General features: G+C 36.5%; 22 protein-coding genes, 8 tRNA genes and 1 other RNA gene. 29 read left to right on the forward strand and 2 right to left on the reverse strand.

Translation table 11 applies throughout. The annotated features are described in order from the left end of the window. Positions 1-4 precede the first annotated feature (4 nt). Both AC4IF5_RS04780 and ssrA read right to left on the reverse strand, forming a co-directional pair. A complete protein-coding gene (locus tag AC4IF5_RS04780; RefSeq protein ID WP_490732194.1) occupies positions 5-1,948 on the reverse strand; it encodes a hypothetical protein in 1,944 nt (647 codons plus the stop codon). A gap of 246 nt (positions 1,949-2,194) precedes the next feature. After that, positions 2,195-2,598, reverse strand: a transfer-messenger RNA (tmRNA) gene (gene ssrA, locus AC4IF5_RS04785). Positions 2,599-2,888: 290 nt separating this feature from the next. Between ssrA and rpsU the strand changes: the two genes are divergently transcribed. From rpsU to AC4IF5_RS04930, 29 genes are all read left to right on the forward strand, one after another. Then, complete coding sequence (gene rpsU / locus AC4IF5_RS04790) at positions 2,889-3,086, forward strand: 30S ribosomal protein S21 (protein ID WP_034693154.1); 198 nt, start codon at positions 2,889-2,891, stop codon at positions 3,084-3,086. Positions 3,087-3,165: 79 nt separating this feature from the next. After that, positions 3,166-4,053, forward strand: a complete 888-nt coding sequence (locus AC4IF5_RS04795) for a phage lytic cycle repressor MrpR family protein (RefSeq protein ID WP_490732443.1) — start codon at positions 3,166-3,168, stop codon at positions 4,051-4,053. Continuing rightward, the gene (locus AC4IF5_RS04800; RefSeq protein WP_490732197.1) at positions 4,050-4,340 is read left to right on the forward strand and encodes an HPF/RaiA family ribosome-associated protein; all 291 of its coding nucleotides are present in this window, start codon (positions 4,050-4,052) and stop codon (positions 4,338-4,340) included. Before AC4IF5_RS04795 ends, AC4IF5_RS04800 begins: the two co-directional genes overlap by 4 nt. Positions 4,341-4,448: 108 nt before the next feature. Then, positions 4,449-4,522: transfer RNA gene (locus tag AC4IF5_RS04805), tRNA-Thr, on the forward strand. Between the two features lie 19 nt (positions 4,523-4,541). After that, a tRNA-Tyr gene (locus AC4IF5_RS04810) sits at positions 4,542-4,622 on the forward strand. Between the two features lie 86 nt (positions 4,623-4,708). Beyond that, a tRNA-Gly gene (locus AC4IF5_RS04815) sits at positions 4,709-4,781 on the forward strand. Between the two features lie 88 nt (positions 4,782-4,869). Beyond that, positions 4,870-4,943 (forward strand) — tRNA-Thr (locus tag AC4IF5_RS04820). Positions 4,944-4,962: 19 nt separating this feature from the next. Further along, a tRNA-Tyr gene (locus AC4IF5_RS04825) sits at positions 4,963-5,043 on the forward strand. 86 nt (positions 5,044-5,129) lie between these two features. Continuing rightward, positions 5,130-5,202: transfer RNA gene (locus AC4IF5_RS04830), tRNA-Gly, on the forward strand. A 41-nt stretch (positions 5,203-5,243) separates the two neighbouring features. Then, positions 5,244-5,315: transfer RNA gene (locus tag AC4IF5_RS04835), tRNA-Thr, on the forward strand. Positions 5,316-5,611: 296 nt separating this feature from the next. Further along, positions 5,612-6,292, forward strand: coding sequence for a response regulator transcription factor (locus tag AC4IF5_RS04840; protein ID WP_490732199.1), 681 nt, complete (start codon positions 5,612-5,614; stop codon positions 6,290-6,292). Further along, positions 6,293-7,657, forward strand: a complete 1,365-nt coding sequence (locus tag AC4IF5_RS04845) for an ATP-binding protein (protein ID WP_490732201.1) — start codon at positions 6,293-6,295, stop codon at positions 7,655-7,657. Between the two features lie 205 nt (positions 7,658-7,862). After that, complete coding sequence (locus AC4IF5_RS04850; protein WP_490732203.1) at positions 7,863-9,104, forward strand: TolC family protein; 1,242 nt, start codon at positions 7,863-7,865, stop codon at positions 9,102-9,104. A 4-nt stretch (positions 9,105-9,108) separates the two neighbouring features. Then, positions 9,109-10,194: an efflux RND transporter periplasmic adaptor subunit gene (locus AC4IF5_RS04855; protein ID WP_490732205.1), complete on the forward strand. Its 1,086-nt coding sequence runs from the start codon at positions 9,109-9,111 to the stop codon at positions 10,192-10,194. 142 nt (positions 10,195-10,336) lie between these two features. Beyond that, a complete protein-coding gene (locus AC4IF5_RS04860; protein ID WP_490732207.1) occupies positions 10,337-13,435 on the forward strand; it encodes an efflux RND transporter permease subunit in 3,099 nt (1,032 codons plus the stop codon). A gap of 235 nt (positions 13,436-13,670) precedes the next feature. Then, complete coding sequence (locus AC4IF5_RS04865) at positions 13,671-14,231, forward strand: hypothetical protein (RefSeq protein ID WP_490732209.1); 561 nt, start codon at positions 13,671-13,673, stop codon at positions 14,229-14,231. 10 nt (positions 14,232-14,241) lie between these two features. Further along, positions 14,242-15,345: an HTTM domain-containing protein gene (locus AC4IF5_RS04870; protein ID WP_490732211.1), complete on the forward strand. Its 1,104-nt coding sequence runs from the start codon at positions 14,242-14,244 to the stop codon at positions 15,343-15,345. 278 nt (positions 15,346-15,623) lie between these two features. Beyond that, positions 15,624-16,811 (forward strand): elongation factor Tu, encoded by a 1,188-nt coding sequence (gene tuf / locus AC4IF5_RS04875; RefSeq protein ID WP_110008219.1) that lies wholly within the window; start codon positions 15,624-15,626, stop codon positions 16,809-16,811. Between the two features lie 64 nt (positions 16,812-16,875). Then, a tRNA-Trp gene (locus AC4IF5_RS04880) sits at positions 16,876-16,946 on the forward strand. A 12-nt stretch (positions 16,947-16,958) separates the two neighbouring features. Then, on the forward strand, positions 16,959-17,165 hold the full coding sequence (gene secE / locus AC4IF5_RS04885) for a preprotein translocase subunit SecE (RefSeq protein WP_490732213.1): 207 nt from the start codon (positions 16,959-16,961) through the stop codon (positions 17,163-17,165). A 19-nt stretch (positions 17,166-17,184) separates the two neighbouring features. After that, a complete protein-coding gene (gene nusG, locus AC4IF5_RS04890) occupies positions 17,185-17,727 on the forward strand; it encodes a transcription termination/antitermination protein NusG (RefSeq protein ID WP_002976412.1) in 543 nt (180 codons plus the stop codon). 776 nt (positions 17,728-18,503) lie between these two features. Next, positions 18,504-19,124 (forward strand): hypothetical protein, encoded by a 621-nt coding sequence (locus AC4IF5_RS04895; RefSeq protein WP_490732216.1) that lies wholly within the window; start codon positions 18,504-18,506, stop codon positions 19,122-19,124. A gap of 10 nt (positions 19,125-19,134) precedes the next feature. Beyond that, complete coding sequence (locus AC4IF5_RS04900) at positions 19,135-19,782, forward strand: hypothetical protein (RefSeq protein ID WP_490732218.1); 648 nt, start codon at positions 19,135-19,137, stop codon at positions 19,780-19,782. Positions 19,783-19,788: 6 nt separating this feature from the next. Continuing rightward, positions 19,789-20,457, forward strand: coding sequence for a hypothetical protein (locus tag AC4IF5_RS04905; RefSeq protein WP_490732220.1), 669 nt, complete (start codon positions 19,789-19,791; stop codon positions 20,455-20,457). A 396-nt stretch (positions 20,458-20,853) separates the two neighbouring features. Beyond that, complete coding sequence (gene rplK / locus AC4IF5_RS04910) at positions 20,854-21,297, forward strand: 50S ribosomal protein L11 (RefSeq protein WP_115958717.1); 444 nt, start codon at positions 20,854-20,856, stop codon at positions 21,295-21,297. 11 nt (positions 21,298-21,308) lie between these two features. Beyond that, on the forward strand, positions 21,309-22,001 hold the full coding sequence (gene rplA / locus AC4IF5_RS04915; RefSeq protein WP_490732222.1) for a 50S ribosomal protein L1: 693 nt from the start codon (positions 21,309-21,311) through the stop codon (positions 21,999-22,001). Between the two features lie 18 nt (positions 22,002-22,019). Then, positions 22,020-22,604: a 50S ribosomal protein L10 gene (rplJ, locus tag AC4IF5_RS04920; RefSeq protein WP_490732224.1), complete on the forward strand. Its 585-nt coding sequence runs from the start codon at positions 22,020-22,022 to the stop codon at positions 22,602-22,604. A 46-nt stretch (positions 22,605-22,650) separates the two neighbouring features. Then, complete coding sequence (gene rplL, locus AC4IF5_RS04925; protein WP_490732225.1) at positions 22,651-23,019, forward strand: 50S ribosomal protein L7/L12; 369 nt, start codon at positions 22,651-22,653, stop codon at positions 23,017-23,019. Between the two features lie 273 nt (positions 23,020-23,292). Next, on the forward strand, positions 23,293-23,781 hold the full coding sequence (locus AC4IF5_RS04930; RefSeq protein ID WP_490732226.1) for a hypothetical protein: 489 nt from the start codon (positions 23,293-23,295) through the stop codon (positions 23,779-23,781). The last annotated feature ends 90 nt before the right edge of the window (positions 23,782-23,871 follow it).

Below are 23,871 nucleotides of genomic sequence, written 5' to 3' on the forward strand. Positions count from 1 at the left end.
ATTATTATTTTATTTTTGTTGTTATTTCTTTCCATCCTTGCAAATTTTCTGTTGTTCGATATCCTATATTTAAGTTAGAATTTTTTAAGTCGATATTTAACGCTTTAAATATATCAGGGAAATGCTCAGCTTCTATTTTTGTAGGTTCATAATGTCCAGATAAATTAGATATTCTTTTTATTTTTCCTTTAACTATTTTTAAATCTCCTGCTGCTAAAACATCCTGAGCATTACCTAAAAAATGATGTTTTTTTCCTAAAAGCAATTTTCCTTCTGTTGTAATTACATAATCAACATTTTGAGGATAATTTGCCAAAATTCCATCTATTTTAATTAATCCATTTTCAACTTCTGCAATGCCATATAATTTTCCTTCCAAAGGCATTGGTTCTTTTGGATATTTATTCGATATCCTTACAAACTTACGCAGTTTCTTTAGAAGTTCACTTTCTTGTTTTACATTTTTAAGAGTATTTCCAATTAATTTAGCCTCAATTTCAGGTAATAATCCCACGGCAATGTTGTTTAAAACTATCCAAAATTCTTCATCTATTTTCTTATTAGTAAAATATTCGGCAACAAAACACGGAATATAAATTACTTTCTCTTCATCTAAAACTAATTTCATTGGAACAAATGGCAATTGTAGTTCATCTGGGCCAATTTCTTTTTCATTATAAGGCATTACGATAGAGGCGTCATCATATCCAAATAGTACTGTTCCTATTTTATACTTCTTATCTTTTTCTAAATAATAAGCAAAACCAGTATATCTTATATATGGATCATGAGCTTCATCAGACGGTTTATATTTTTTATAGTCAATATCAAATTTCCATGCTTGTTCAAGTTCTTTATTTGTCCAGTTTTTCAAACCAATTCTTGAAAAAGATGTAATTAATTCCTCAATATATTTATTACTGAATTTTTCAATTACTTTACGAATTGGGGCAGGATTTTTATTGATTTGATTGCACCACCAATTCGCATTTTTTGCTCCTTTTAGTAAATTAATAACCGAAATGTTTTCGTTAGTACCAGATGTGCCAATAGCTTTTTCAGAAAGAGAAACAAAATCTTTCCAAAGCATTTCATCTGTAAGAACTTCCAAAACAAAATCAGGAACGTTTTCATACAAAGCATCAATAATATCAGGGTTGCTTTTAGCGGTGGCAAAAAAATGTTTATAATATCGGATAATATCATTTTTCATTTGCTCAGCTTGAGAATTACCTTTTATAATTCTCAAAAATTCAATAAAAGTTTCTACATTTCCTGTATAAAGCTTTATTGCAATATATTTGTCATTCAATTTGAAATCATAGGGGCTTTCAGTTGCATCTGTTTGTGCATCAGAAAATTTCTTATCCTCTCCATCTTTATATATAAAATTAAGATTATAGGTTACTTTATAATTGTCAAAATAAATCCCAAAATTGTAAGAGTTACTCAGTAAATTTTTTCTGGTATTCAATTTGGATAAATCAAAAGTAGCCTGAATTTTAATGTCGTTCTTTTTATATAAAAAGGGTTTGTTATTTTTAATATTGCTGAATACAGGAATACCAAATGAAGATGAACCTGAATAAATGGTTTTATCTTCCAATAAATATTTTTCTGGCTCAAATAAAAAGTTGTTTATCAGTCCTAATTTTTCTTTTAAATCTTTTGCAAGAAGTTCATAGTTAATCCCACCTGTATAAAATTCCTGAGACAAAGCATCGTAATCTTCAGTTGTAGGTTTATAAAAAACACTATTTTTTCCAAAAGGTGTGCTTAATGCATACTCATTAGAGATTTCATCAAATGTTTTATTGGTTCTTATCCCTTCAAAAGGATTTTTCCCACTTCCATAAATGCCTTTTTCGAGTTCTGCAAATTGTATAATACGACTTCCTCGAAGTATTCGTTTACTTTCTTCGTCTAAATCGTCTAAAATATTTTCCATAAATCATGTTTTAGTTTTACTTTTCTGAAATGTTTCTAAAAGCAAATGTAAATGGCAGTAACGACAAAACTTGACGGGTTAAAATTCTTTCTATACTTTTAACAATTTATTGACAGTATAAATAATTTGTATTCTGTCAATCAGAAGATTAATAAAATACTTGGGAACAATTTCGGACACAAAAACAAAAAAGAGAAAATGTAATTATTTAAAATTCAATAATTTACAAATTCTCTTTAGCTTAAAAAGTGGAGTTGGAGGGATTCGAACCCTCGTCCAAACAAGCAATACATAAGCTTTCTACATGCTTATTCTGCTATTGGTTTTCGACGGGAAGCAGAGAGCAGACGCCCAACTTCCAGCTTATCTTCTGAAATTTTAGTGCTTTAGCCGAAGCTTCTAAAGCCTTATTTCCGCATTCCTATATCCCAGGATCAAACGCCGCAGAACAGAGCATTTGTGGAATATCTTGCTTCCTTACTGAAATCTTCGGGAAAACGCTTGAATCTACTATACTTCGATTATTAAGCTGCAAGAGCGAACTCTTCGTTGCCAGTTAAAATTCTGTAGCAAGGGATTATAGAGATCGCGCTACGGTTCTCTGCATGCTTACTTACCCATTGGTCTTGCTGTCGAAACCAGTCAACCCCATGAATAAAGTGAGTGCAAAGATAATGCTTTTTGTTTATATTTCATTAATGTGGATCACTTTTGATGACGGTAACTTTTTATAAGACTTCTGGAGGAAATAAAAATGAATGAAATGGGTGGCTTGTATTGAATTGTTTAATGATTGTGGATAAATTGTTTTTTAATGTCAACCCCTTTTAATACTAAGTTTTTAATCATGAATACAATGGATATGTGGTTGTTTGTCAGAATATATTTTGTGATATAAGAAAAAATGTCTATTTTTGCAATCCAAAATGAGATGTAAAATATGTTAATAATTCCAGTAAAAGATGGTGAATCCATCGACAGAGCTTTAAAAAAATACAAGAGAAAATTTGATAAAACGGGTACAGTTCGTCAATTAAGATCTAGACAACAGTTTATTAAGCCTTCTGTAACGTTAAGACAAGCTAGACTAAAAGCGGCTTACAAACAAAGAGCACTTAGCAAAGAAGAGCAGGCTTAAGATTTTTTCTTAACCATATATTAATTCATTTCTTAAATTCCTATATTTGAGAAATGAATTTTTATTTATATGCCCCATGATGCTGGAAAAGTTTTTAGAGTATTTGCAATTCGAAAAAAGATACTCTCCTCATACCATTACAAGTTACCAAAAAGATCTTGAAGACTTTTCCCATTTCTATCTCAAAACAGAATCCTCCGAAAATATAGCTAAAGCAGACAAAAAGGTCATCAGAAACTTTATTGTTGAATTGAGTGAAAATAATATTTCAAAGAGAAGTATCAATAGAAAGCTGTCTTCTCTGCGGAGCTTTTATCTTTTTCTTTTAAAGATAGGAGAAATTAAGGTATCTCCTACAGAAGGTATCTCTTCTCTGAAATTTTATGCGGAGAAACAAATTCCGATGTCTGAAGAAGAAATGGAAGACCTTAATGACAGGGTCTTCGGACAGGAGCATGATATACTCGAAAAATGCATCATGGAAGTGCTTTATCAGACCGGTATGCGTAAAGCAGAGCTTTGTGGCCTGAAATTTGAGAATGTTAATATAGACGGAAATGAATTAAAAGTAATAGGGAAGGGGAATAAAGAAAGAGTGATCCCCGTCTCCGAAGACCTGTCAGCGCTTCTTAAGAGTTATCTGGAAATAAGAAAGCCATTGGCAGAATATCAATCCTGTTTTTTTGTGAATAAGAAAGGGAAAAAACTCAACGAAAAATTTGTTTATGTGGTAGTTAATAAGTACCTTAGTCTTATAACAACGAAAGAAAAAAAAAGTCCTCATATCCTTCGTCATAGCTTTGCTACTCACGTGTTGGACAATGGGGCGGAGATCTCCAAAGTAAAAAAAATATTAGGGCATTCCAGTCTTGCAAGTACGCAAGTCTATACAAATGCTAATATTGAACAATTGAAAAAAGTGTTTAATCAGGCTCACCCTCGAGCGTCTAAAAAAGAAGAATTATGAAGATCACAGTACAATCAATTGGTTTAACTCCACACGAACCACTAGAATCACACATCGACAAAAAAGTAAGCAAGTTAGATACCTTCTATGACAAAATTCAAGACTGCAAGGTATTCTTGAAAGTAGAAAATAATTCAGATAAAGCTAATAAAACAGCCGAGATTATTTTAGCGGTTCCGGGAGATGATATTGTAGTAAAAAAGACAACCACAAGTTTTGAAGAAAGTCTGGACCTTTGCGTTGATACTGCTAAAAAGCTATTAATCAAGAAAAAAGAAATGGCATAGGAAAAAAAGTTAAAAAAAGTTCATAAAAAATTTGAGAATTCAAAAAATCCGTTCTATATTTGCACTCGCAAAAAAGGAACAGCGATCTTTTGAATTCTTTTTTAATTTGCCTCCATAGCTCAGTTGGCCAGAGCACGTGATTTGTAATCTCGGGGTCGTGGGTTCGAATCCCTCTGGAGGCTCATTTTAATATAAACATGAGGGGAGATTCCAGAGTGGCTAAATGGGACTGACTGTAACTCAGTTGCTTCGGCTTCGTAGGTTCGAATCCTGCTCTCCCCACATTTTATATTAGAAAAAAAGTTGCAGAATTAAATTAAATTTCTTAGTTTTGCACAGCGTTTACCAATAGTTTTGGAAACAAAATTGCGGAAGTAGCTCAGTTGGTAGAGCGTCAGCCTTCCAAGCTGAATGTCGCGGGTTCGACCCCCGTCTTCCGCTCAAGAAAATCACTGTTGAAGGTGATTTTTTTTAACACTGAAATGTGTAGAGTAGAGTTTCTCGATCAGTTTCAGTCCTTTATTAAAATGCCTCCATAGCTCAGTTGGCCAGAGCACGTGATTTGTAATCTCGGGGTCGTGGGTTCGAATCCCTCTGGAGGCTCATTTTAATATAAACATGAGGGGAGATTCCAGAGTGGCTAAATGGGACTGACTGTAACTCAGTTGCTTCGGCTTCGTAGGTTCGAATCCTGCTCTCCCCACATTTTATATTAGAAAAAAAGTTGCAGAATTAAATTAAATTTCTTAGTTTTGCACAGCGTTTACCAATAGTTTTGGAAACAAAATTGCGGAAGTAGCTCAGTTGGTAGAGCGTCAGCCTTCCAAGCTGAATGTCGCGGGTTCGACCCCCGTCTTCCGCTCAAAAAAAATCACGCTCAATAGTGTGATTTTTTTAGTTGATGCCGACTTAGCTCAGCGGTAGAGTGCTTCCTTGGTAAGGAAGAGGTCACGGGTTCAAGTCCCGTAGTTGGCTCTCGATTTTCCCGAATTTCTTTCGGGAATTTTTTTTTGATTATTCTCAAAGGTTGGGGCTATGTAAAAAGTGATGCAGACGTAAGAGCCAATGAGAATATTTGCATATTATAAATATTCAATATAATATTCATTCAAAATTTACATTGTATTATATTATAAGTTTGCTAAGCGAAGAATCAATTATGAATGATTTGAAGAAGCAGGTTTGTCCATGTTAAGCTTTAAAAACTTTTACTTCACCTTTAGAATTACAATCATAAAAATTTTCTTTAAATTCGTGTAAAATAAATTTTGATGAATATTCTTTTATTAGAAGACGACCTCATTCTTTCTGCAGAGCTTTGCCGGTTTTTAGAATCCAATAATTTTACCTGTGATAAAATATATGACGGGGAGACTTTTCTCCGTCAGATCAAAAATAATACATACGACCTGTATTTGCTCGACATCAATGTTCCTAAAATAAACGGACTGGATGTCTGCCAGACGATTCGTTCTTTTGATAAAAATACACCGATCATTATCATCTCGGCTTATGGAGATATCTCAGATAAAAAAGATGCCTTTACCCGCCTTGCTGATGATTATCTGGTAAAACCTTTTCAGTTTGAAGAATTGCTTCTCCGGATCAATTCTTTGCTCAGGAGAAAAACCCCTGCTGATACTTCCGATCAGGATATTATAAGAATTGATGATCTTATTATCAACAAAACGGAACAGAAGGTTTATCGTGGAGGAAATGAGATAGCCCTTACATTGAAAGAATTCCAGCTGTTGGTCTATCTTGCGGAAGCGCAGGGAAGAACGGTTTCGAAGCAGCAGATCACAGAACATGTGTGGGAGCATAATTTTAATACAAATACCAATACCGTAGAAGTTTATATCAATTTTTTAAGGAAAAAGATTGATAAAGATTTTAAAATTAAACTGATCCACACCCGTTCCGGTTTCGGATATTACTTAAGCCCATTATAAATGTCTTTAAAAAGAAAGATAGCTTTAACGATCAGTATCGCCTTTTCATTGCTTTTTGGAATGGTGATGGCGGTCATTTATTTATCTTTTAATGACTTTAGAAGAGACGAATTCAAAGAAAGGTTCAGGCAAAGGCTCGAGTTTACCAGCCATTTTATTTCCAAATCTAAAGATTTTGAAGAAGAAGCTCCGATCTTTTTCAATGAAAATTCAGACAATATCCTGCTGAATGAGAAAATTTTAATTTTCAATGAGCAGAAAGAGCTTATCTATAGTACGATCAAAGACCGGAATGTCACCTGGGACAGCGCAATGCTAAAAGAGCTGGATCAAAAGAAGATCATTTATACGGAGAAAACGGTTCCTGAGATCTATGCTGCGCTCAGAAACATCAATGGGGAAAACTATTATATTCTTACCAGTGCTTTTGATACCAATGGAAAATCGAAATTAGGATATCTTAAATACCTTTTGATTACTGCTTATGCGATGAGCACACTTCTTATCGGCTTTTTCAGTTATTATTTTGTAGAAAAATTCCTCCGTCCTCTGGAAGACCTGAACAAAGAGATCTCTGAGGTTACTGCGCATAAACTGACCACTCAGATTCCCGTACAGGAGTCTGATGATGAAATCAATGTGTTGGCCAGATCTTTTAATACCATGATTGCAAGGCTGGATGATGTATTCCAGTCGCAAAAGGATTTTACGGCAAGTGCTTCACATGAGATCAGAACTCCCATCACAAGAATGGCTTTCCAGTTGGAGAATCTTATTAAATTTGAAGAACATTCTCCGGAAACGCTGTCTTCCTTACAGCAGATTCAGCGCGATGTATATCAGTTGTCGGACCTTACCAATTCATTGCTGCTGCTTACCAAATTCGATAAAGAAAATATTCAGAGTATCTATGAAGAGGTGAGGATCGATGAGGCTATTTTTGAAGCTTTTGAAGGGGTGGAAAAAAGTTACCCTGATCTTAAGCTTGATTTCCTGATCACTGAAGATACTTCTGAAAACGCTTTCCTGACAATCAAAGGAATTCAGTCCCTGCTGGTCATTGTATTTATTAACCTGTTTAAGAATGCCGCGGTATATTCAGATAATACAGAAGTAAAGGTATTGATCACAGAAACGAACGATAGCCTTAGTGTTGATGTCATTTCACATGGAGACACTATTTCTGAAGAAGAGCAGGCCAAGCTATTTGAAGCCTTTACAAGAGGGAATAATGCCCAGCACATATCAGGCTCCGGACTGGGGCTGAGAATTGTTAAAAGAATTCTGGAATATCATGATGCGGAGATTATCTATTCTTCTCCTGCCGATTTCATGAATCAGTTTACGGTAACTTTTAAAAAATAGTTTTTTAGCATTCTATATTTTCTAAAAACAATAATTTTTCTGTTATACTGTTGATTAAAATTAGGTTAAAACTCATCAGTGAATGAGTGTTTCTTTGAGGCTTTATTCTAAAATAGCCTGTTTAAGGGCATTTTAATATTTTTTTAAGGCTCATTTAAGTTTCTTTTAATCACATCAAAGCAATTTTGCAATCAAAATAATAATAATGAACAGAATTGCAGTGCTGTGTCTTGCCGTTTCCTCATTCATGGCGGCACAACAGCAAATGTCTCTTGTGGAATGTGAAGAAGCATTTCAGAAGAACAATCTTCAGCTGCTTGCCGAACAATACAACATCAACATGGCAGATGCGGATATTCTGCAGGCCAGGATCTGGGAACTGCCACAACTGAGCGGGCAATTCAATGCTTATAACCCTCAGGATAAAAAGTTTTTTGATGTAGGACATTCAAAAGGAGCAGGGATTACCCAGCTGATTTATATGGGAGGGAAAAAGAAAAATGAAATTGCCTTTGCTAAATCCAATAAAGAACTGGCACAGCTTCAGTTTTCCCAACTTCTTGTCGACCTGAGAGCCCAGCTCCGAACTACGTATTTCAATCTTTACTATGAGAAATTAAAACTGGAAAACACCAATAAGCAGCTGGGGTATATGAATGAGCTTTTAAATGCTTACCGCATACAGTCAGATAAGGGAAATGTATCTCTTAAAGATGCTGTAAGACTACAAAGTCTTGTGATTCAGCTGAACCATGATAAATTGGAGATCAATAAAAATATTCTTGAATTTGAACAGAATTTGAAAGTACTAACCGGTATTTCGGAAGATATAGAACCTCAGATGTCTGAAGCCGAAGCTAAAGAAGCTCTTGCTGTACAGCCTTTTGGAGATGAAGAGGAGCTGAAGAATAAGGCTTTGGAAAATAACGCGGATTATCGGTACAATTTAAAACTGATAGAAAACAGTAAGCTTTATGCCCAATGGCAGAAATCATTGAATGTTCCGGATCTGAATGTGGGGGCCGCATGGGATCAGGCAGGAGGAACCTTTAATAATGAAGCCAATCTTACCTTAGGGATCCCTTTGCCTTTATGGAAGGCTAATCAGGGAAATGTAGAAAAGGCCAACTATGCTATTCAGCAAAATCAAAAAAATGCAGACTTTCAGAAACTGACCCTTGAAACTAAAGTCCTGTCCGCATATAAAACCTGGAAGGCTCAATATGATCAGCTTCAGGATATTAAAACTACAGATCTGCAAAATATGGAATTGGTGTATAATGGAATGCTGACCAATTTCAGAAAAGGAAATGTAAATCTTATTGAATTTACAGATTTTATGGACAGCTACAGGGAAACTGCTCTCCAGATCTATGACATGCAAAATGAGATCATGCAATCTGCAGAACAGCTCAATCAACTAGTACAAACGAAAATCTTCTATTAAAACAATGAAAACATATATTATCCCCGTATTGATGGCTCTTTCCTTGCTGGCCTGTTCAAAAAAAGAGGAAGGAAATAAAAATCAGGCCCAGAAAGGCTTTGAGCTTAGCAATACCATGCTGAGTTCTATTGCCCTGGCAAAAGTTGAAAAAAAGAATGTAGAAGATGAATATAGCTTCTACGGAAAAATCTCTGCGGATAAAAACAGCTATATAGATGTTTACCCGCTTGTAGGCGGAAACGTGATGAGTGTAAATGTAGAATTGGGAGATTATGTGAAAAAAGGACAGATTCTGGCGACTATCAGAAGTACGGAGCTGGCAGAAATTCAGAAAGATGTAAGTGACGCGAAAACAGATTTGGTGGTGGCCAGGAATAACCTGCGCGTTGCCAAAGAACTTTATGAAGGAAAGCTTAATACTGAAAGAGACGTTCTGGAAGCGAAGAGTCAGCTGCAGAAAGCTGAAGATCAATTGCAGAGAGCTACAGCAGTAAGCACGGTGTATAATGTAAAGTCCGGAAATCTCTACAATGTAGTAGCTCCAATTAACGGATATATTGTTCAGAAAAGCATCAATAAAGATATGCAGCTGAGAAGTGACAGAAGTGAGAATATTTTTGATGTAGCCAATACTACCAATGTTTGGGCAATCATGAACGTTAATGAATCGGATATTGAAAAGATCAGTCTTGGCATGAAGGCGCAGGTTTCCACCCTTTCTTATCCTGATAAAGTTTTTGACGGGAAAATTGATAAGATATTTAAGATCATCGATCCGCAGACCAATGCGATGCAGGCGAGAGTAGTTCTGGATAATGCCAATGGATTGCTTATTCCGGATAGCAAAGCGACCATAAAAGTTTCCAGTTTGGAAAGTAATACGATGCTGACCGTTCCTTCTAAAGCAGTCATCTTTGATGATGGCAAAAGCTTTGTGGTGGTTTTCAAATCAAGAACTGATGTAAAGATCAGAGAAATCAAAGTGCTCAAGCAGGTAGGTGATGTGACCTATATTGCAGATGGCCTCAAAGAAGGAGAGGAGGTGATCACCAATAATCAGTTATTGATATACCGTTCTTTAAACAGCTAGATGATTAATTGTTAATGAGATTAAGATACAAGTAGGACTTACAGGTAACTAAACCTCTGTACTTAACATTTTTAAAAATTCAATTTTAGAGGTTAAAAATAATTGCTCTTAACGGCTTTTTTAGGTCATCAATTTATCTATCATGAATAAATTCATAAAAAATATAATTTCTTTTTCATTAAAAAACAAAGCATTTACCTTTATCTGGGTTGCGATTTTAGCGATTGCCGGCTTTATAAGTTTCAGGAATATGCCTATTGAAGCTTTTCCGGATGTCACCAATACCCAGATTGTAATCATTACCCAATGGAATGGGCGTAGTGCAGAAGAAGTAGAACGGTTTGTCACTACCCCCATAGAATTGGCGATGAGCCCGGTTCAGAAGAAAACCAGTGTGAGAAGTACTACCATGTTTGGACTTTCCATTGTTAAAATTCTGTTTGACGACGGGGTGGATGATACTTTTGCCAGAAATCAGGTCAATAACCAATTAAGAACCATTAGCCTTCCTGATGAGGTAGATCCTGAAGTACAGCCACCCTACGGGCCAACCGGGGAAATTTTCAGATATACGCTGGAAAGTAAGACAAAAGATTCCCGGACTCTGCTTACCCTGCAAAACTGGGTCATTGACCGTGCTTTAAGAGGAGTTCCCGGAGTAGCGGATATCAACGTCTTCGGAGGGCAGGATAAAGTTTTTGAGCTGAGCATCGATCCGAGAGCGCTGGACAAATATAATCTGACACCGCTTCAGGTATATGACGCTGTTACGAAAAGTAACCTGAATGTAGGAGGAGACGTTATTGAGAAAAACGGTCAGGCCTATGTAGTCAGAGGTATTGGTCTGGTGCAGTCAGTGGCGGATATTGGCAATATTACTATTCAGAATGACAGCGGAAATCCGGTGTTGGTAAAAAATGTAGCAGAAGTTCACGAAAGTTCCATGCCCCGTGTTGGTCAGGCCGGACTGAATAACCATGATGATACCGTAGAAGGAATTGTAGTCATGAGAAAAGGGGAGAACCCTAGGGAAGTGCTGGTAGGTGTAAAAGCTAAAATTAAAGAACTGAATGAAAAGGTTCTTCCGAAAGATGTAAAGATGGTCACTTTCTATGACCGGGATAATCTGATGGATTTCACAACGCGTACGGTAATGCATAATCTTATTGAAGGTATTGTGCTGGTAACAGTGATCGTTTTAATCTTTATGGCGGATTGGAGAACAACGCTGATCGTTTCTATTATTATTCCTTTATCCCTGCTCTTTGCATTCTTATGCTTAAAACTGGCTGGAATGAGCGCTAACCTGCTTTCATTGGGAGCTGTTGACTTTGGAATTATTATAGACGGAGCTGTCGTCATGGTGGAAGGGCTCTTCGTAATGCTTGATCACAAGGCGCATAAATATGGGATGGAGAAATTTAATAAACTGGCCAAAGGAGGCTGGATCAGGCAGACAGGAACCGGTTTAGGGAAAGCTATCTTCTTTTCAAAATTAATTATCATTACTTCTCTGATCCCAATTTTCTCATTCCAGAAAGTGGAAGGAAAGATGTTCTCTCCTTTAGCCTTTACTTTAGGATTTGCATTAATGGGGGCATTGATATTTACGTTAACGCTGGTTCCTGTCCTTTCACATATTCTCTTAAATAAGAATGTAAAAGAAAAAAACAATCCGTTCGTCAATTTCTGGGACAGAATCGTTTTGAAAGGCTTTAATCTGACATTTAAGCATAAAAAGATAAGTATGATCGTTGCGACCTCATTTCTGGCGGTAACTTTATTTTCAGGTAAATTCCTGGGAACAGAATTTCTGCCCCAGCTGAACGAAGGTTCACTTTGGATCACAGCAGAAATGCCGATGAGCTCGTCATTAAAAGAATCGTTGAAAACGGCAGACCTTTTAAAAAAGGATATTATGAGTTTTTCCGAAGTGACGGATGTTCTGGCACAGACGGGAAGAAGTAATGACGGAACAGACCCGAACGGTTTTGGATTTGTACAGTTTGCTGTAAACCTTAAACCCAGGGAAGAATGGAAACGAAAGATTACCTATGATGAGCTGATTAACGAAATTGATCAAAAGCTGAGAAGCTATCAGGGGATTACCTTCAACTATTCCCAGCCGATTTCTGATAATGTTGCAGAAGCGGTGGCCGGTTTTAAAGCGGAAAACGGGATCAAAATTTATGGTGATAATCTGGAAACTCTGGATAAACTGGCACAGGAGGTCCTGACGAAGATCAAAGATGTAGATGGAGTGAAAGACCCCGGGATCATAAAAAATATCGGACAACCTGAAGTAAGTGTAATACTAGACAGAGATAAAATGGCTGCCTATGGTGTGATGCCGGCAGATGCGCAGGCTGTGCTGGAAATGGCTTTCGGAGGGAAAACCGCTTCTGAAATGTTTGACGGTGAAAGAAAGTTCCCGATCCGTCTCCGATATTCCCAGGAATACAGAAGGGATGAAAAAGATATTGCCTCTCTGATGGTACCTACTCAGGATGGAACAAAGATTCCTTTGAAAGAGATCAGTAATATTGTGAAAGACAATGGTGCAGCATTCATCTACAGAGATAATATCAAAAGATATATTGGGGTGAAATTTTCAATTCGGGACCGTGATTTGGGAAGCACTATTGCGGATGCTCAGAAAAAAGTGGAAACTATAGAGCTTCCGGATGGTTATTCCGTAGGATGGACGGGACAATTTGAAAATCAGCAGCGTGCATCGCACAGATTGACGCAGGTAGTGCCGGTAAGCCTTCTGATGATTTTCTTTCTGCTATTTATTCTGTTTGGAAATATGAAAGATTCTCTGTTAGTATTAGCCAATGTTCCTTTTGCCCTGATCGGCGGGATCATAGCTCTGCATGTTACCGGAATCAACTTTGGAATTTCTGCCGGGGTAGGGATGATCGCCCTTTTGGGAATCTGTATACAGAACGGGGTAATCCTCATCACGGAATTCCATCAGAATGTTAAAGACGGGATAGATATAGACAATGCGATATTAAACGGAGTAAAATCCAGGACAAGACCTGTGATCATGACTGCGCTTATGGCATCGATCGGGTTAATGCCGGCTGCTTTATCCACGGGAATCGGGTCGGAGTCTCAAAAGCCGCTGGCTATTGTAATTATTGGAGGGCTTATCACGGCAACAGTTCTTACCTTGCTTATTTTCCCGATTATTTTCTGGATCTTCAACAGGACCAAAAAACTCCGGCAGGCTTAATCTTCTTACTATAGCTTCACCTTGGGTTTTTCTGGGGTGAAGTATTTTTTGACTTCTTGCTATATAATTTCAAATAAAATAATTAAATTGGCACTCAATTATAAACAAATGATATCTGCAAAAAATAACGAGTTCCCAACCTCTAAAGCATTTGTAGAAAAGCTTTTCCTTAGTCTTTGATTATAGGCCTGAAGCTCTTATCGTATATCTTGCAAACAAATGTTAAAAACACAATATGGAACGCTACAAAAAAACGGTTCTCTTCGTATTCGGTTTCTTAATCGTATTACTCCCATTACAGCTGATCTTTAAGGTTAATATTGAAGAAACTTATCCTTCATTTAATTTTCCGGGATTTGCTTCATGTCCCATAAAAGATGGGAGATATATCAAATTTACCAAAACAACTTCCCATGTTTTTTTTAAAGACGGGTCAGATAGTATTTTAGTTAAAAATGACTATCTGGGGGACAGAATACCAAGAACGATACAGATTACCCTTATCCGGAATTTACTTTTTCCTAAAGAATATCCGGTTTTAAATGATCGGATCAATACTTTACCTCCCTATAAGAAGAGGCTTTACCTGATGAAAAAATCTATTCTTAACAGGAATATTAAAAAAGTGGATTTAGAAGAAAGCAAAAAGTTTATTGTGGAAAAGATGAAAGAAAGATTTCATGGTAAAGAAGTGACAGGTATGCAGGTGATCAATGAAACCATAGACTTTGATATCACCACAAGGAAAATGGGTGAAACAGCTGTTCAGGATACTATATTGACTTTCCGATTTTAAACTAACGAAAATGATGAATAAATTAAAAGAACTTCCTTTCACCAGCTACCATCCCAGCTATGAGTTTCTGGCATTTTACAGAATATTTTTCTCCCTGTTCTTATTATGGATCGGGATAGCGGATAACAGCTGGATTCATTCTATTCCTGGCAGCGCAATGCATCCGCCTATCAGTATGCTGTCCTTTATAGACTTCATTCCTTCTGAAATCTTTTTCGTGGTATGCCGGTACATAATGTATCTGGGGTTATTGTTGATCCTGATAGGGTATAGGCCGAGAATATTTGCAATACTTTATATGGTCCTGTATATAGTAACCAACAATTATGCTTATTCTTTTGGAAAAATAAACCATGACTTTATTTATACATTACCCCTTCTGGTAATGGCATTTTCACCCTGGAACAGAACATACAGCTTCTTTCCTGAGCCTGAACAAAAAACGGACGGATTAGCCAAATCATGGCCAATGTTTCTGATGAGCCTGATCTTTAGCTTCGGAATGTTTACTGCAGGCTTTGCTAAGATTTTAGGAGGCTGGCTGAGTATGGATACCCAATATACACAGATATTTTTCAATCAGTACCGGTATATTATAGGATGGAGTGATCTTCTTTCAGGAGTTTATGATGGCATCAGGTCTAAGATATTCTGGGAGATTCTGGATTATTTTACAGTTATTTTTGAAACCGTTTTTATTGTTGCTTTCCTTTACCCGAAATTTTTCAGGTGTATGCTTGTGGTGGCGATTGTTTTTCATATCAACGTATTATTGATGCTGAATATATCCTTTATGTTCTCCATAGGACTGTATACCCTTTTTATTCCTACTTATTTACTTCCGGCAGGTTTCAAAAATAAGGTGAAAACTATATTGGCAAGGATATTTAATCAGAAATACAGAACTGCAGCAATCGTATTGGTCGTTTTGTATTTACTGTTATTAGGCTTCTTCAATATCAATACTGTGGATTTTGTATTCAATAAATTTTTCAACTATATCTCTTTTGCTTTTGGTAAGTATTCCGTTCCATTGATCATTATGGGAGGGTATTTGCTGCTGGCATTTTACTTATTCACCAGATCATTGAAGAAGTTTGATGCAAAACAGTAAATAAAAGCAGAATGTGATTGCGGTAAAGAATGATTATAATCCTAAAATTTAGTCTTTATATACTGGCTTTCAGGCTTTTTAATAAAAGGTTTCATAAAGATTTTTTCTATTCGGAAAAATTTGTAAATTTGCAGTCTCAATACATTGAAATATAAGGTTTGTACTTCATTGGATTTGGATATTGAAACTTTTTTTTGATAAAAAGGTTTTGGTATTTAAAAATTCATTATATTTGCACACCGAAAATTTGAAAAACAATAAATAAATAATTTTAAATCATGGCAAAGGAAACGTTTAATCGTAACAAACCACACTTGAACATTGGTACTATTGGTCACGTTGACCATGGTAAAACTACTCTTACTGCTGCTATCAGTAGCGTATTAGCTAACAAGGGTCTTGCTGAGAAAAAAGATTTCTCTTCTATTGACTCTGCTCCAGAAGAAAAAGAAAGAGGTATCACTATTAATACAGCTCACATCGAGTACGAAACTGAAAACAGACACTATGCTCACGTTGACTGTCCAGGTCACGCGGATTACGTAAAGAACATGGTAACTGGTGCTGCTCAGATGGATGGAGCGATCTTAGTATGTGCTGCAACTGATGGACCAATGCCTCAAACTAGAGAGCACATCCTACTTTGCCGTCAGGTAAACGTACCAAGAATCGTTGTTTTCATGAACAAAGTTGATATGGTGGATGATGCTGAGCTTTTAGAGCTTGTTGAACTTGAACTTAGAGATTTATTATCTACTTACGAATATGACGGAGATAACTCTCCAGTAATCCAGGGATCTGCTCTTGGTGCTCTTAACGGAGACGAGAAGTGGGTTAAGACTGTTGAAGAATTAATGGATGCAGTTGATACTTGGATTGAGCAGCCTGTTAGAGATCAGGATAAAGCATTCTTAATGCCAATCGAAGACGTATTCTCTATTACAGGTAGAGGTACTGTAGCAACTGGTAGAATCGAGGCTGGTGTTATCAACACTGGTGATCCGGTTGATATCGTAGGTATGGGTGATGAGAAATTGACTTCTACTATTACAGGGGTTGAGATGTTCAGAAAAATCCTAGACAGAGGTGAAGCTGGTGATAACGTAGGTCTATTGTTGAGAGGTATTGAAAAAACTGACATCAAGAGAGGTATGGTTATCGCTAAGAAAGATTCAGTTAAGCCACACAAAAAATTCAAAGCTGAGGTTTATATCCTTTCTAAAGAAGAAGGTGGACGTCACACTCCATTCCACAACAAATACCGTCCTCAGTTCTATGTAAGAACTACTGACGTTACAGGTGAGATCTTCTTACCAGAAGGTGTAGAAATGGTAATGCCTGGTGATAACTTAACAATCACTGTTGAATTACTTCAGCCAATCGCTCTTAACGAGGGTCTTAGATTCGCGATCAGAGAAGGTGGTAGAACTGTAGGTGCAGGTCAGGTAACTGAAATCATCGACTAATCCATCTTAAACAATATTTAAAAAGCTTCCGTAAGGAACTTCTTTACGGAAGCTTTTTTTAACTACGGGCATCGTCCAATGGTAGGATACCGGTCTCCAAAACCGTTGATCAGGGTTCGAATCCTTGTGCCCGTGCAAATATAAATTATGAGTTCATTTGTCGATTTTTTAAAAGGTTCTTATAACGAATTCAGACATAAAGTTGAATGGCCAAAATGGGCTGACCTTCAGTCTTCTACTATTGTAGTGACTATTGCGACAGTGATTTTGTCATTATTTACCTTTGGAGTTGATGAATTGTTTTCAAAGGCAATCAGCAACATCATAGGAATGCTAATCAACTTGTTCAATTAATTAAAAGTATTTTCCCATAATGAGCGAATTGAAATGGTATGTGCTGAAAGCAATCAGCGGACAGGAAAATAAAGTGAAAAACTATATTGAGACAGAAATCAAACGTTTAGGGTTTGAGCAGTACGTTACTCAAGTGGTTATTCCTATGGAAAAGGTAATTCAGATTAGAAACGGTAAAAAAGTTCCTAAAGAGAGACCTTACTATCCTGGATACTTGATGATAGAAGCTGACCTGATGGGAGAAATTCCTCACGTGATTAAGAACATCCCTGGAGTTATCTCTTTCCTAAGCTTAACAAAAGGTGGAGATCCTGTTCCGATGAGAAAATCTGAGGTAAACAGAATGCTTGGAAGAATGGATGAACTTTCAGAATTTGCAAGCGATGTTGAGATCCCATATGTAGTAGGTGAAAACGTTAAAGTGATCGATGGACCTTTCAACGGATTCAACGGTACAGTTGAGAAAATTCTTGAAGACAAAAAGAAAATTGAAGTTTCTGTATTGATCTTCGGTAGAAAGACTCCAATGGAACTAAGCTACATGCAAGTAGAAAAAGTATAATAATTACTTATATAAAATACAAAGACCGCTATTCTGGCGGTCTTTTTTCATTTATATTCTCTAAGTCTTTCAGGGGCTATCCACTCATACTTCTCATATCAATCACTTCAGCTCCCAAACTCTTTGGATTTCCAGTCAGCCCGTATTGTTATCTTTGTTATAGAGAAGAGGAGTAATTGTAAAATATTTCGAAGTGCAGGTTCCGGAAAATCAGCTTGTACGGGTTGAAAGGATAACATGAATTTGTTTTTTTTGCTGATCAGTTTTAAAGCATGCTATTCACCTTCAAAACAACATTCGTTATTGGCTTCGCGGGCTCAGATATCTACCTCTTCTGACTTCTAATTTCTAACCTCTAACTTCTCATAAAAGCCCTCTAAAACTGTATTGTATTTTATCTCTAATGTTTTAATAAATGATTATTGAAAATAAAGATGGAAATTTGGATTCAAAAATTATGTTTTTCATAATTTTTATACATTATTTTTTTTGATCTTTTAAAAATGAAGATTTTACTGAACCCTTCAATGAAAGGGCTTTGCTCCAATATATTTATCACATTCTTGGGATAAGGTTCGTTTCTGCTGTATTGATGCGGGTTTTGTTCTCTTAATTCACTTTTGGATGGCATGCTTCTTGCAAGTTACCTGCCAGTTAATCCATAAAACTTATATTTTTCTTATTTCGTACACAGTATAGTATGTGTACAGGGTAATTGTGCTTTATACTGAACTGTAGAAGTGGGAAAAATAATATAAAAATAAACACACAACCTCATGACAAAAATTACTTCGACTGTCCTTTTAATGGGTGCTGCTGCATGGGCTAATGCCCAGGTTGGAATCAATACTACAAACCCCGAAAAGGAACTGACTGTTAATGGTACAATGAAAACATCCGGTATTGTTTTTAAAAAGCCTATGGAAAAGCTAGGAACTGATGAGAATTATACCTTTATTATCAAATCCCCGGCTCCGGAAAATAAAATTACAGCATATAATGATTCCTTTGTGCCTAACTCACCGGCTCCTATTAATCTTATACAGTTTAAAATTACCTGTGATCCTTCAGACAAGGATTGGGTCAACCAGTTTGACACGAAGATCAATTCCCAAAAATTTCTGGTAGTAATCTCCTCTTTTGGATTTACCCAGCCTGTAAGAACTTATTCCGCAGACTGGCTAACTCCGGTACCTCAGATATTTGCTTATTCTTCCGGAGGAACCTGGAAGTTAAAGGCGGACTATCAGGGATTCGCTCCTGATGGAGCTTTACCTACAGGAGAATGGACACTCAACCTATTGGTTTATGACAGGTCTTACGCTAAGGAATTCAACTCATCACAGGATCTTAAATCTTCCACTACAGGTGCTGCAGCAGCTCCTCTAATTCAATAAAAATACAATAATGAAAAAAATAACAGCATTATTCCTGGTGGCTTTTGCTTCTTTGGGAATGAAAGCACAGGTCGGAATTAATACGACAAACCCAAAAGGGACTCTGGACGTAGAAGGAGAAACATTGGTAGAATCTTATTTGATCGATACAGAGAATGTAAAAGCAAGTGGAAGCTATTTGCTGCTTACCCGTTCCAAAGACAGCTCGCCTGTAGGAAAAGTTAAGTTGCTGGACATTTCGCTTCGTAATGTAGCTCCTGTAAACATGTATAATGTGGTATTGAAAAATGTGAAGCAGGATGAAGTGGTGAATCTGAATACGGGACTTGATGCAGATAAATACGTAGTAGCGATTACAGGTGCAACTTTTACAGGAGCTGTATCTGCGGCTAACACTTCTACAAGCCCGAAATCTTATGGAGCTTATTCTACAGAAATCACCAAAGTAGCGAAAGGAGGAAAGAATTACCATGCTATTAATTTAAGCTTTAAAGGAGCAGGCACTGTTTCTTCAGCAAACGGAACCTGGACGCTTACATTGAATGTATTTGAAAAATCATTGGTAAAAGACTGGGGAACCTTTACGGGATCAGTTTCAGCATCAGCTTCACCAATCTATTCAGGAGTTTCAACCAATACGCCTCTAGGGCTTCAATAACAAGATATGAGAAAAAAAATTTATATAACAATGATCATGTGTCTGGGAATATTTTTTAATGCCCAGACCGGTAAGGTGGGAATCAATACAGATAAACCTGCAGAAACACTTGACGTCAACGGAAATACCTATACAAATTCTTTATACCTAAGAAACCCGGGGGAACCTACAATGACAGGGGGGAGTTTTTTGGCTACATCAGAAAATGCCCTTCAGCTGTATGATCCGAAACTGGAAAGCAGCGGATTGTTCAATTATATCAAGCTCACCCTTACAGGAGTATCCGGAGCAGGTATCACAGATTACGACACAAAAATAGATGCTAATAATTTTCTGGTGATCCTGCACAATTATTCCTTCAAGCTTAATGATAACTCTACCAATGTGATGCTTGATTACGGAAATAATGGAATCAATGATAACAGGCAGGGATCTCCTGACGTAGTTGCTTTCAAAAGTAATGGAACCTGGCATATCAGAGCAAAATTTACAGATAGCAGAATCATTGCAACGAATACGACCCCTCCGTCCAGGACATATAACAACTTTACGGTAGACCTCTATCTGATGGCCTATAAAAGATTGATTACAAAGCAAAATATCAATGATATCAATGCTGATCTTGGGGGGAATGACGGTTCCTCACAAACGATTAATAAACCATCAGGCTTCTAAAGTCCAGTTTATTATAAAAATACAAAAGGTCATTTATCGTAAATGACCTTTTTTCGTTTATTGTGATATATTATATTTATTTTTTTATGAAATATATTGTTTTTTTGTTGCAATTAATTCATGCTGCTTATTGGGTTTACATGATAAGTATATATTGGAGAACCTTTGTGTAAATAATATGTTTCATATAGGGATGAGAAAAGGAAATGAAAAACATAACTTCGGATATTGATTTTTTTCTAAACTTTTTAAAAATCAGTAATATCCGTTTGTAGTTTCAAAAATATTTTATACTTTTGCAGTCCAAAAAGTAGGCTTGTCATAGGTGAGTAAGATAACCTACTGAATAATAAATGCTTCCAAACTCATTAATTATTCAAATTTAAAAAACAAACAATGGCTAAGAAAGTCTTTAAAATGGTAAAACTTCAGGTGAAAGGTGGCGCGGCTAACCCTTCTCCACCAGTAGGTCCAGCATTGGGTTCTGCAGGTGTGAACATCATGGAGTTTTGTAAGCAATTTAACGGGAGAACCCAAGATAAGCCAGGGCAAGTTTTACCTGTAGTAATTACAGTGTACGAAGACAAATCTTTTGAATTCGTTATTAAAACTCCACCTGCAGCAATCCAATTAATGGATGCGGCTAAGATCAAAGGAGGTTCCGGTGAACCAAACAGAAATAAAGTAGGTTCTGTAACTTGGGATCAAGTGAAAAAGATCGCTGAAGATAAAATGGCAGACCTTAACTGCTTTACTTTAGACTCAGCTCTTTCTATGGTTGCAGGTACTGCTAGATCTATGGGATTAAGAGTAACAGGAACTAAACCAACTAACGCTTAAAACTTAAAGAAATGGCAAAATTAACAAAAAAGCAAAAAGAAGCTTTAAGCAAAGTAGAAAAAGGAAGAATCTATAACCTTGAAGAAGGTGCAGCTCTTGTAAAAGAAGTAAATACTGCAAAGTTTGATGCTTCTGTAGATATCGCTGTAAGATTAGGAGTAGACCCAAGAAAAGCGAACCAAATGGTAAGAGGTGTTGTATCTCTTCCTCACGGAACTGGTAAAGATGTTAAAGTATTAGCTCTTGTAACTCCGGATAAAGAAGCAGAAGCTAAAGCTGCTGGTGCTGATTATGTAGGTCTTGACGAATATTTACAAAAAATAAAAGAAGGTTGGACGGATGTTGACGTTATCGTTACTATGCCAGCTGTAATGGGTAAATTAGGTCCGTTAGGTAGAGTATTAGGTCCAAGAGGTTTAATGCCAAACCCTAAATCAGGAACTGTAACAATGGAAATCGGTAAAGCTGTTACTGAAGTAAAAGCAGGTAAAATTGATTTCAAAGTAGATAAGTATGGTATCATCCATGCGGGTATCGGTAAAGTATCTTTCGATGCTGCCAAGATCAAAGAAAATGCTCAGGAATTGATCCAGACATTGATTAAAATGAAGCCTACTGCTGCTAAAGGAACGTATGTAAAAAGCATCTACCTGTCTTCTACAATGAGCCCGGGGATTGCAATCGATACTAAATCTGTTAACTAATATTAAATCCTTAAGACAATGACAAAAGACCAAAAAGTTGTAGCAATACAAGAGATCAAAGATTTGCTTCAGGATGCAAAAGTAGTATACGTAGCAGATCTAGAAGGATTGAACGCTGCTAAATCTTCTGATTTCAGAAGACAGGCTTTCAAACAAAATATCAAGGTAAAAGTTGTAAAAAATACACTTTTACAAAAAGCAATGGAACAGATCGAAGGAGTAGATTACTCTGAAATGTTCCCAACTTTCAAAGGAAACTCAGCGCTAATGATCGCTGAAACAGCTAACGCTCCTGCGAAGTTAATCCAAGGATTCAGAAAGAAAGAAGAAAAGCCGGCTTTAAAATCTGCTTACCTTCAGGAAACTTTCTACGTGGGTGACAATAACCTGGATGCACTTGCTAACATCAAGTCTAGAGAAGAAATGATCGGTGAAATCATCGGATTACTTCAGTCTCCAATCCAGAGAGTTGTTTCTGCTCTTCAAAACAAACCTGAAACTGTAGAAGCTAAAGCTGAAGAAGCGGCTCCTGCGGTAGAAGAAACTCCTGCTGAAGCTCCGGAAGCTGCTGCAGATAGCACTGAAGAAACAAGTGCTGAATAATTACACTCAAAAAATTAAATAAATAATCAACAAAAACATTACAACAATGTCAGATTTAAAAAATTTAGCTGAAACGCTAGTAAACTTAACAGTAAAAGACGTAAACGAATTAGCTACTATCCTTAAGGATGAGTATGGAATTGAGCCAGCTGCTGCTGCAGTAGTAGTTGCAGGTGGAGCTGCAGGTGAAGCTGCTGAAGAAAAAACTGAATTCGACGTAATTCTTAAGTCTGCAGGTGCTTCTAAATTAGCTATCGTTAAATTAGTAAAAGATTTAACAGGTGCTGGTCTTAAAGAAGCTAAAGATATCGTAGACGGTGCTCCAGCTCCAATCAAAACTGGTGTATCTAAAGACGAGGCTGAAGCTCTTAAGAAGCAATTAGAAGAAGCTGGTGCTGAAGTAGAATTGAAATAATTTCAATTTTATTATAAATATAGAGCCCGGGCAATTTGCCCGGGCTTTTTTTATGCGGTACCCTTTACAAATAACAGTGTTAATGTATAAACGTATTTAAATATTATTGATCCGGATATGTATATAATATATTATTATTGATTATTTGACAATTATTAACATAATGTATTGATTTATTTTTCTTATTATTTAAATTTAAATGAAATTTTATCATCAAAACATTGTTTTAATTGGAAAAGTGTTATATTTGTGCTGAAAAAAACACAACATAATTTGGATAGAAATTACTTTCTTGCCTATAGTCATAAACTTGCATTTTTCTTGCTGCTGTCGGCTATAGCATTAAATACTAAGTTTATATCTGTAGCAATAGATAAGGCTGAATTATTGTATAGTACGGATATGAATAATAAGCTGCAGCCATTGCCTACTTGTACTCCTATGCAGCAGCCACCTGAAGGTATGCATGTTCTGGTAAATGAGAATGATGGCGATAACCATAAAGGGGGTGGAGACTGTTATAGCAGTATTTCCCATTACAGCTTTCCCGTCACGAACAGTGAGCACTTCTTGCTGTCCTTTCCGGATGATTGGAACTTTACAGCAGTTTGTTATGACAAGGTGTCAATGGATTGGATGCATAATAAAAATATATTGACGGCATTTGAAAAAGTGGAGAAATTTTGCATTAATCCTTCTAAACTGGTCGATGGCTTTAAATTTATTATTAAAATTCCTGATAAGCTGACCTTACTCTCATAAAGTAGTATTTCTGAAATTCTATACAATCCCTTTACAGAAAATTACCAGTTGTTTCATTTATAATTTGAATGAAATTTTTTAGGAATTGTC

The sequence above is a fragment of the Chryseobacterium sp. UF-290 genome (assembly GCF_058245615.1).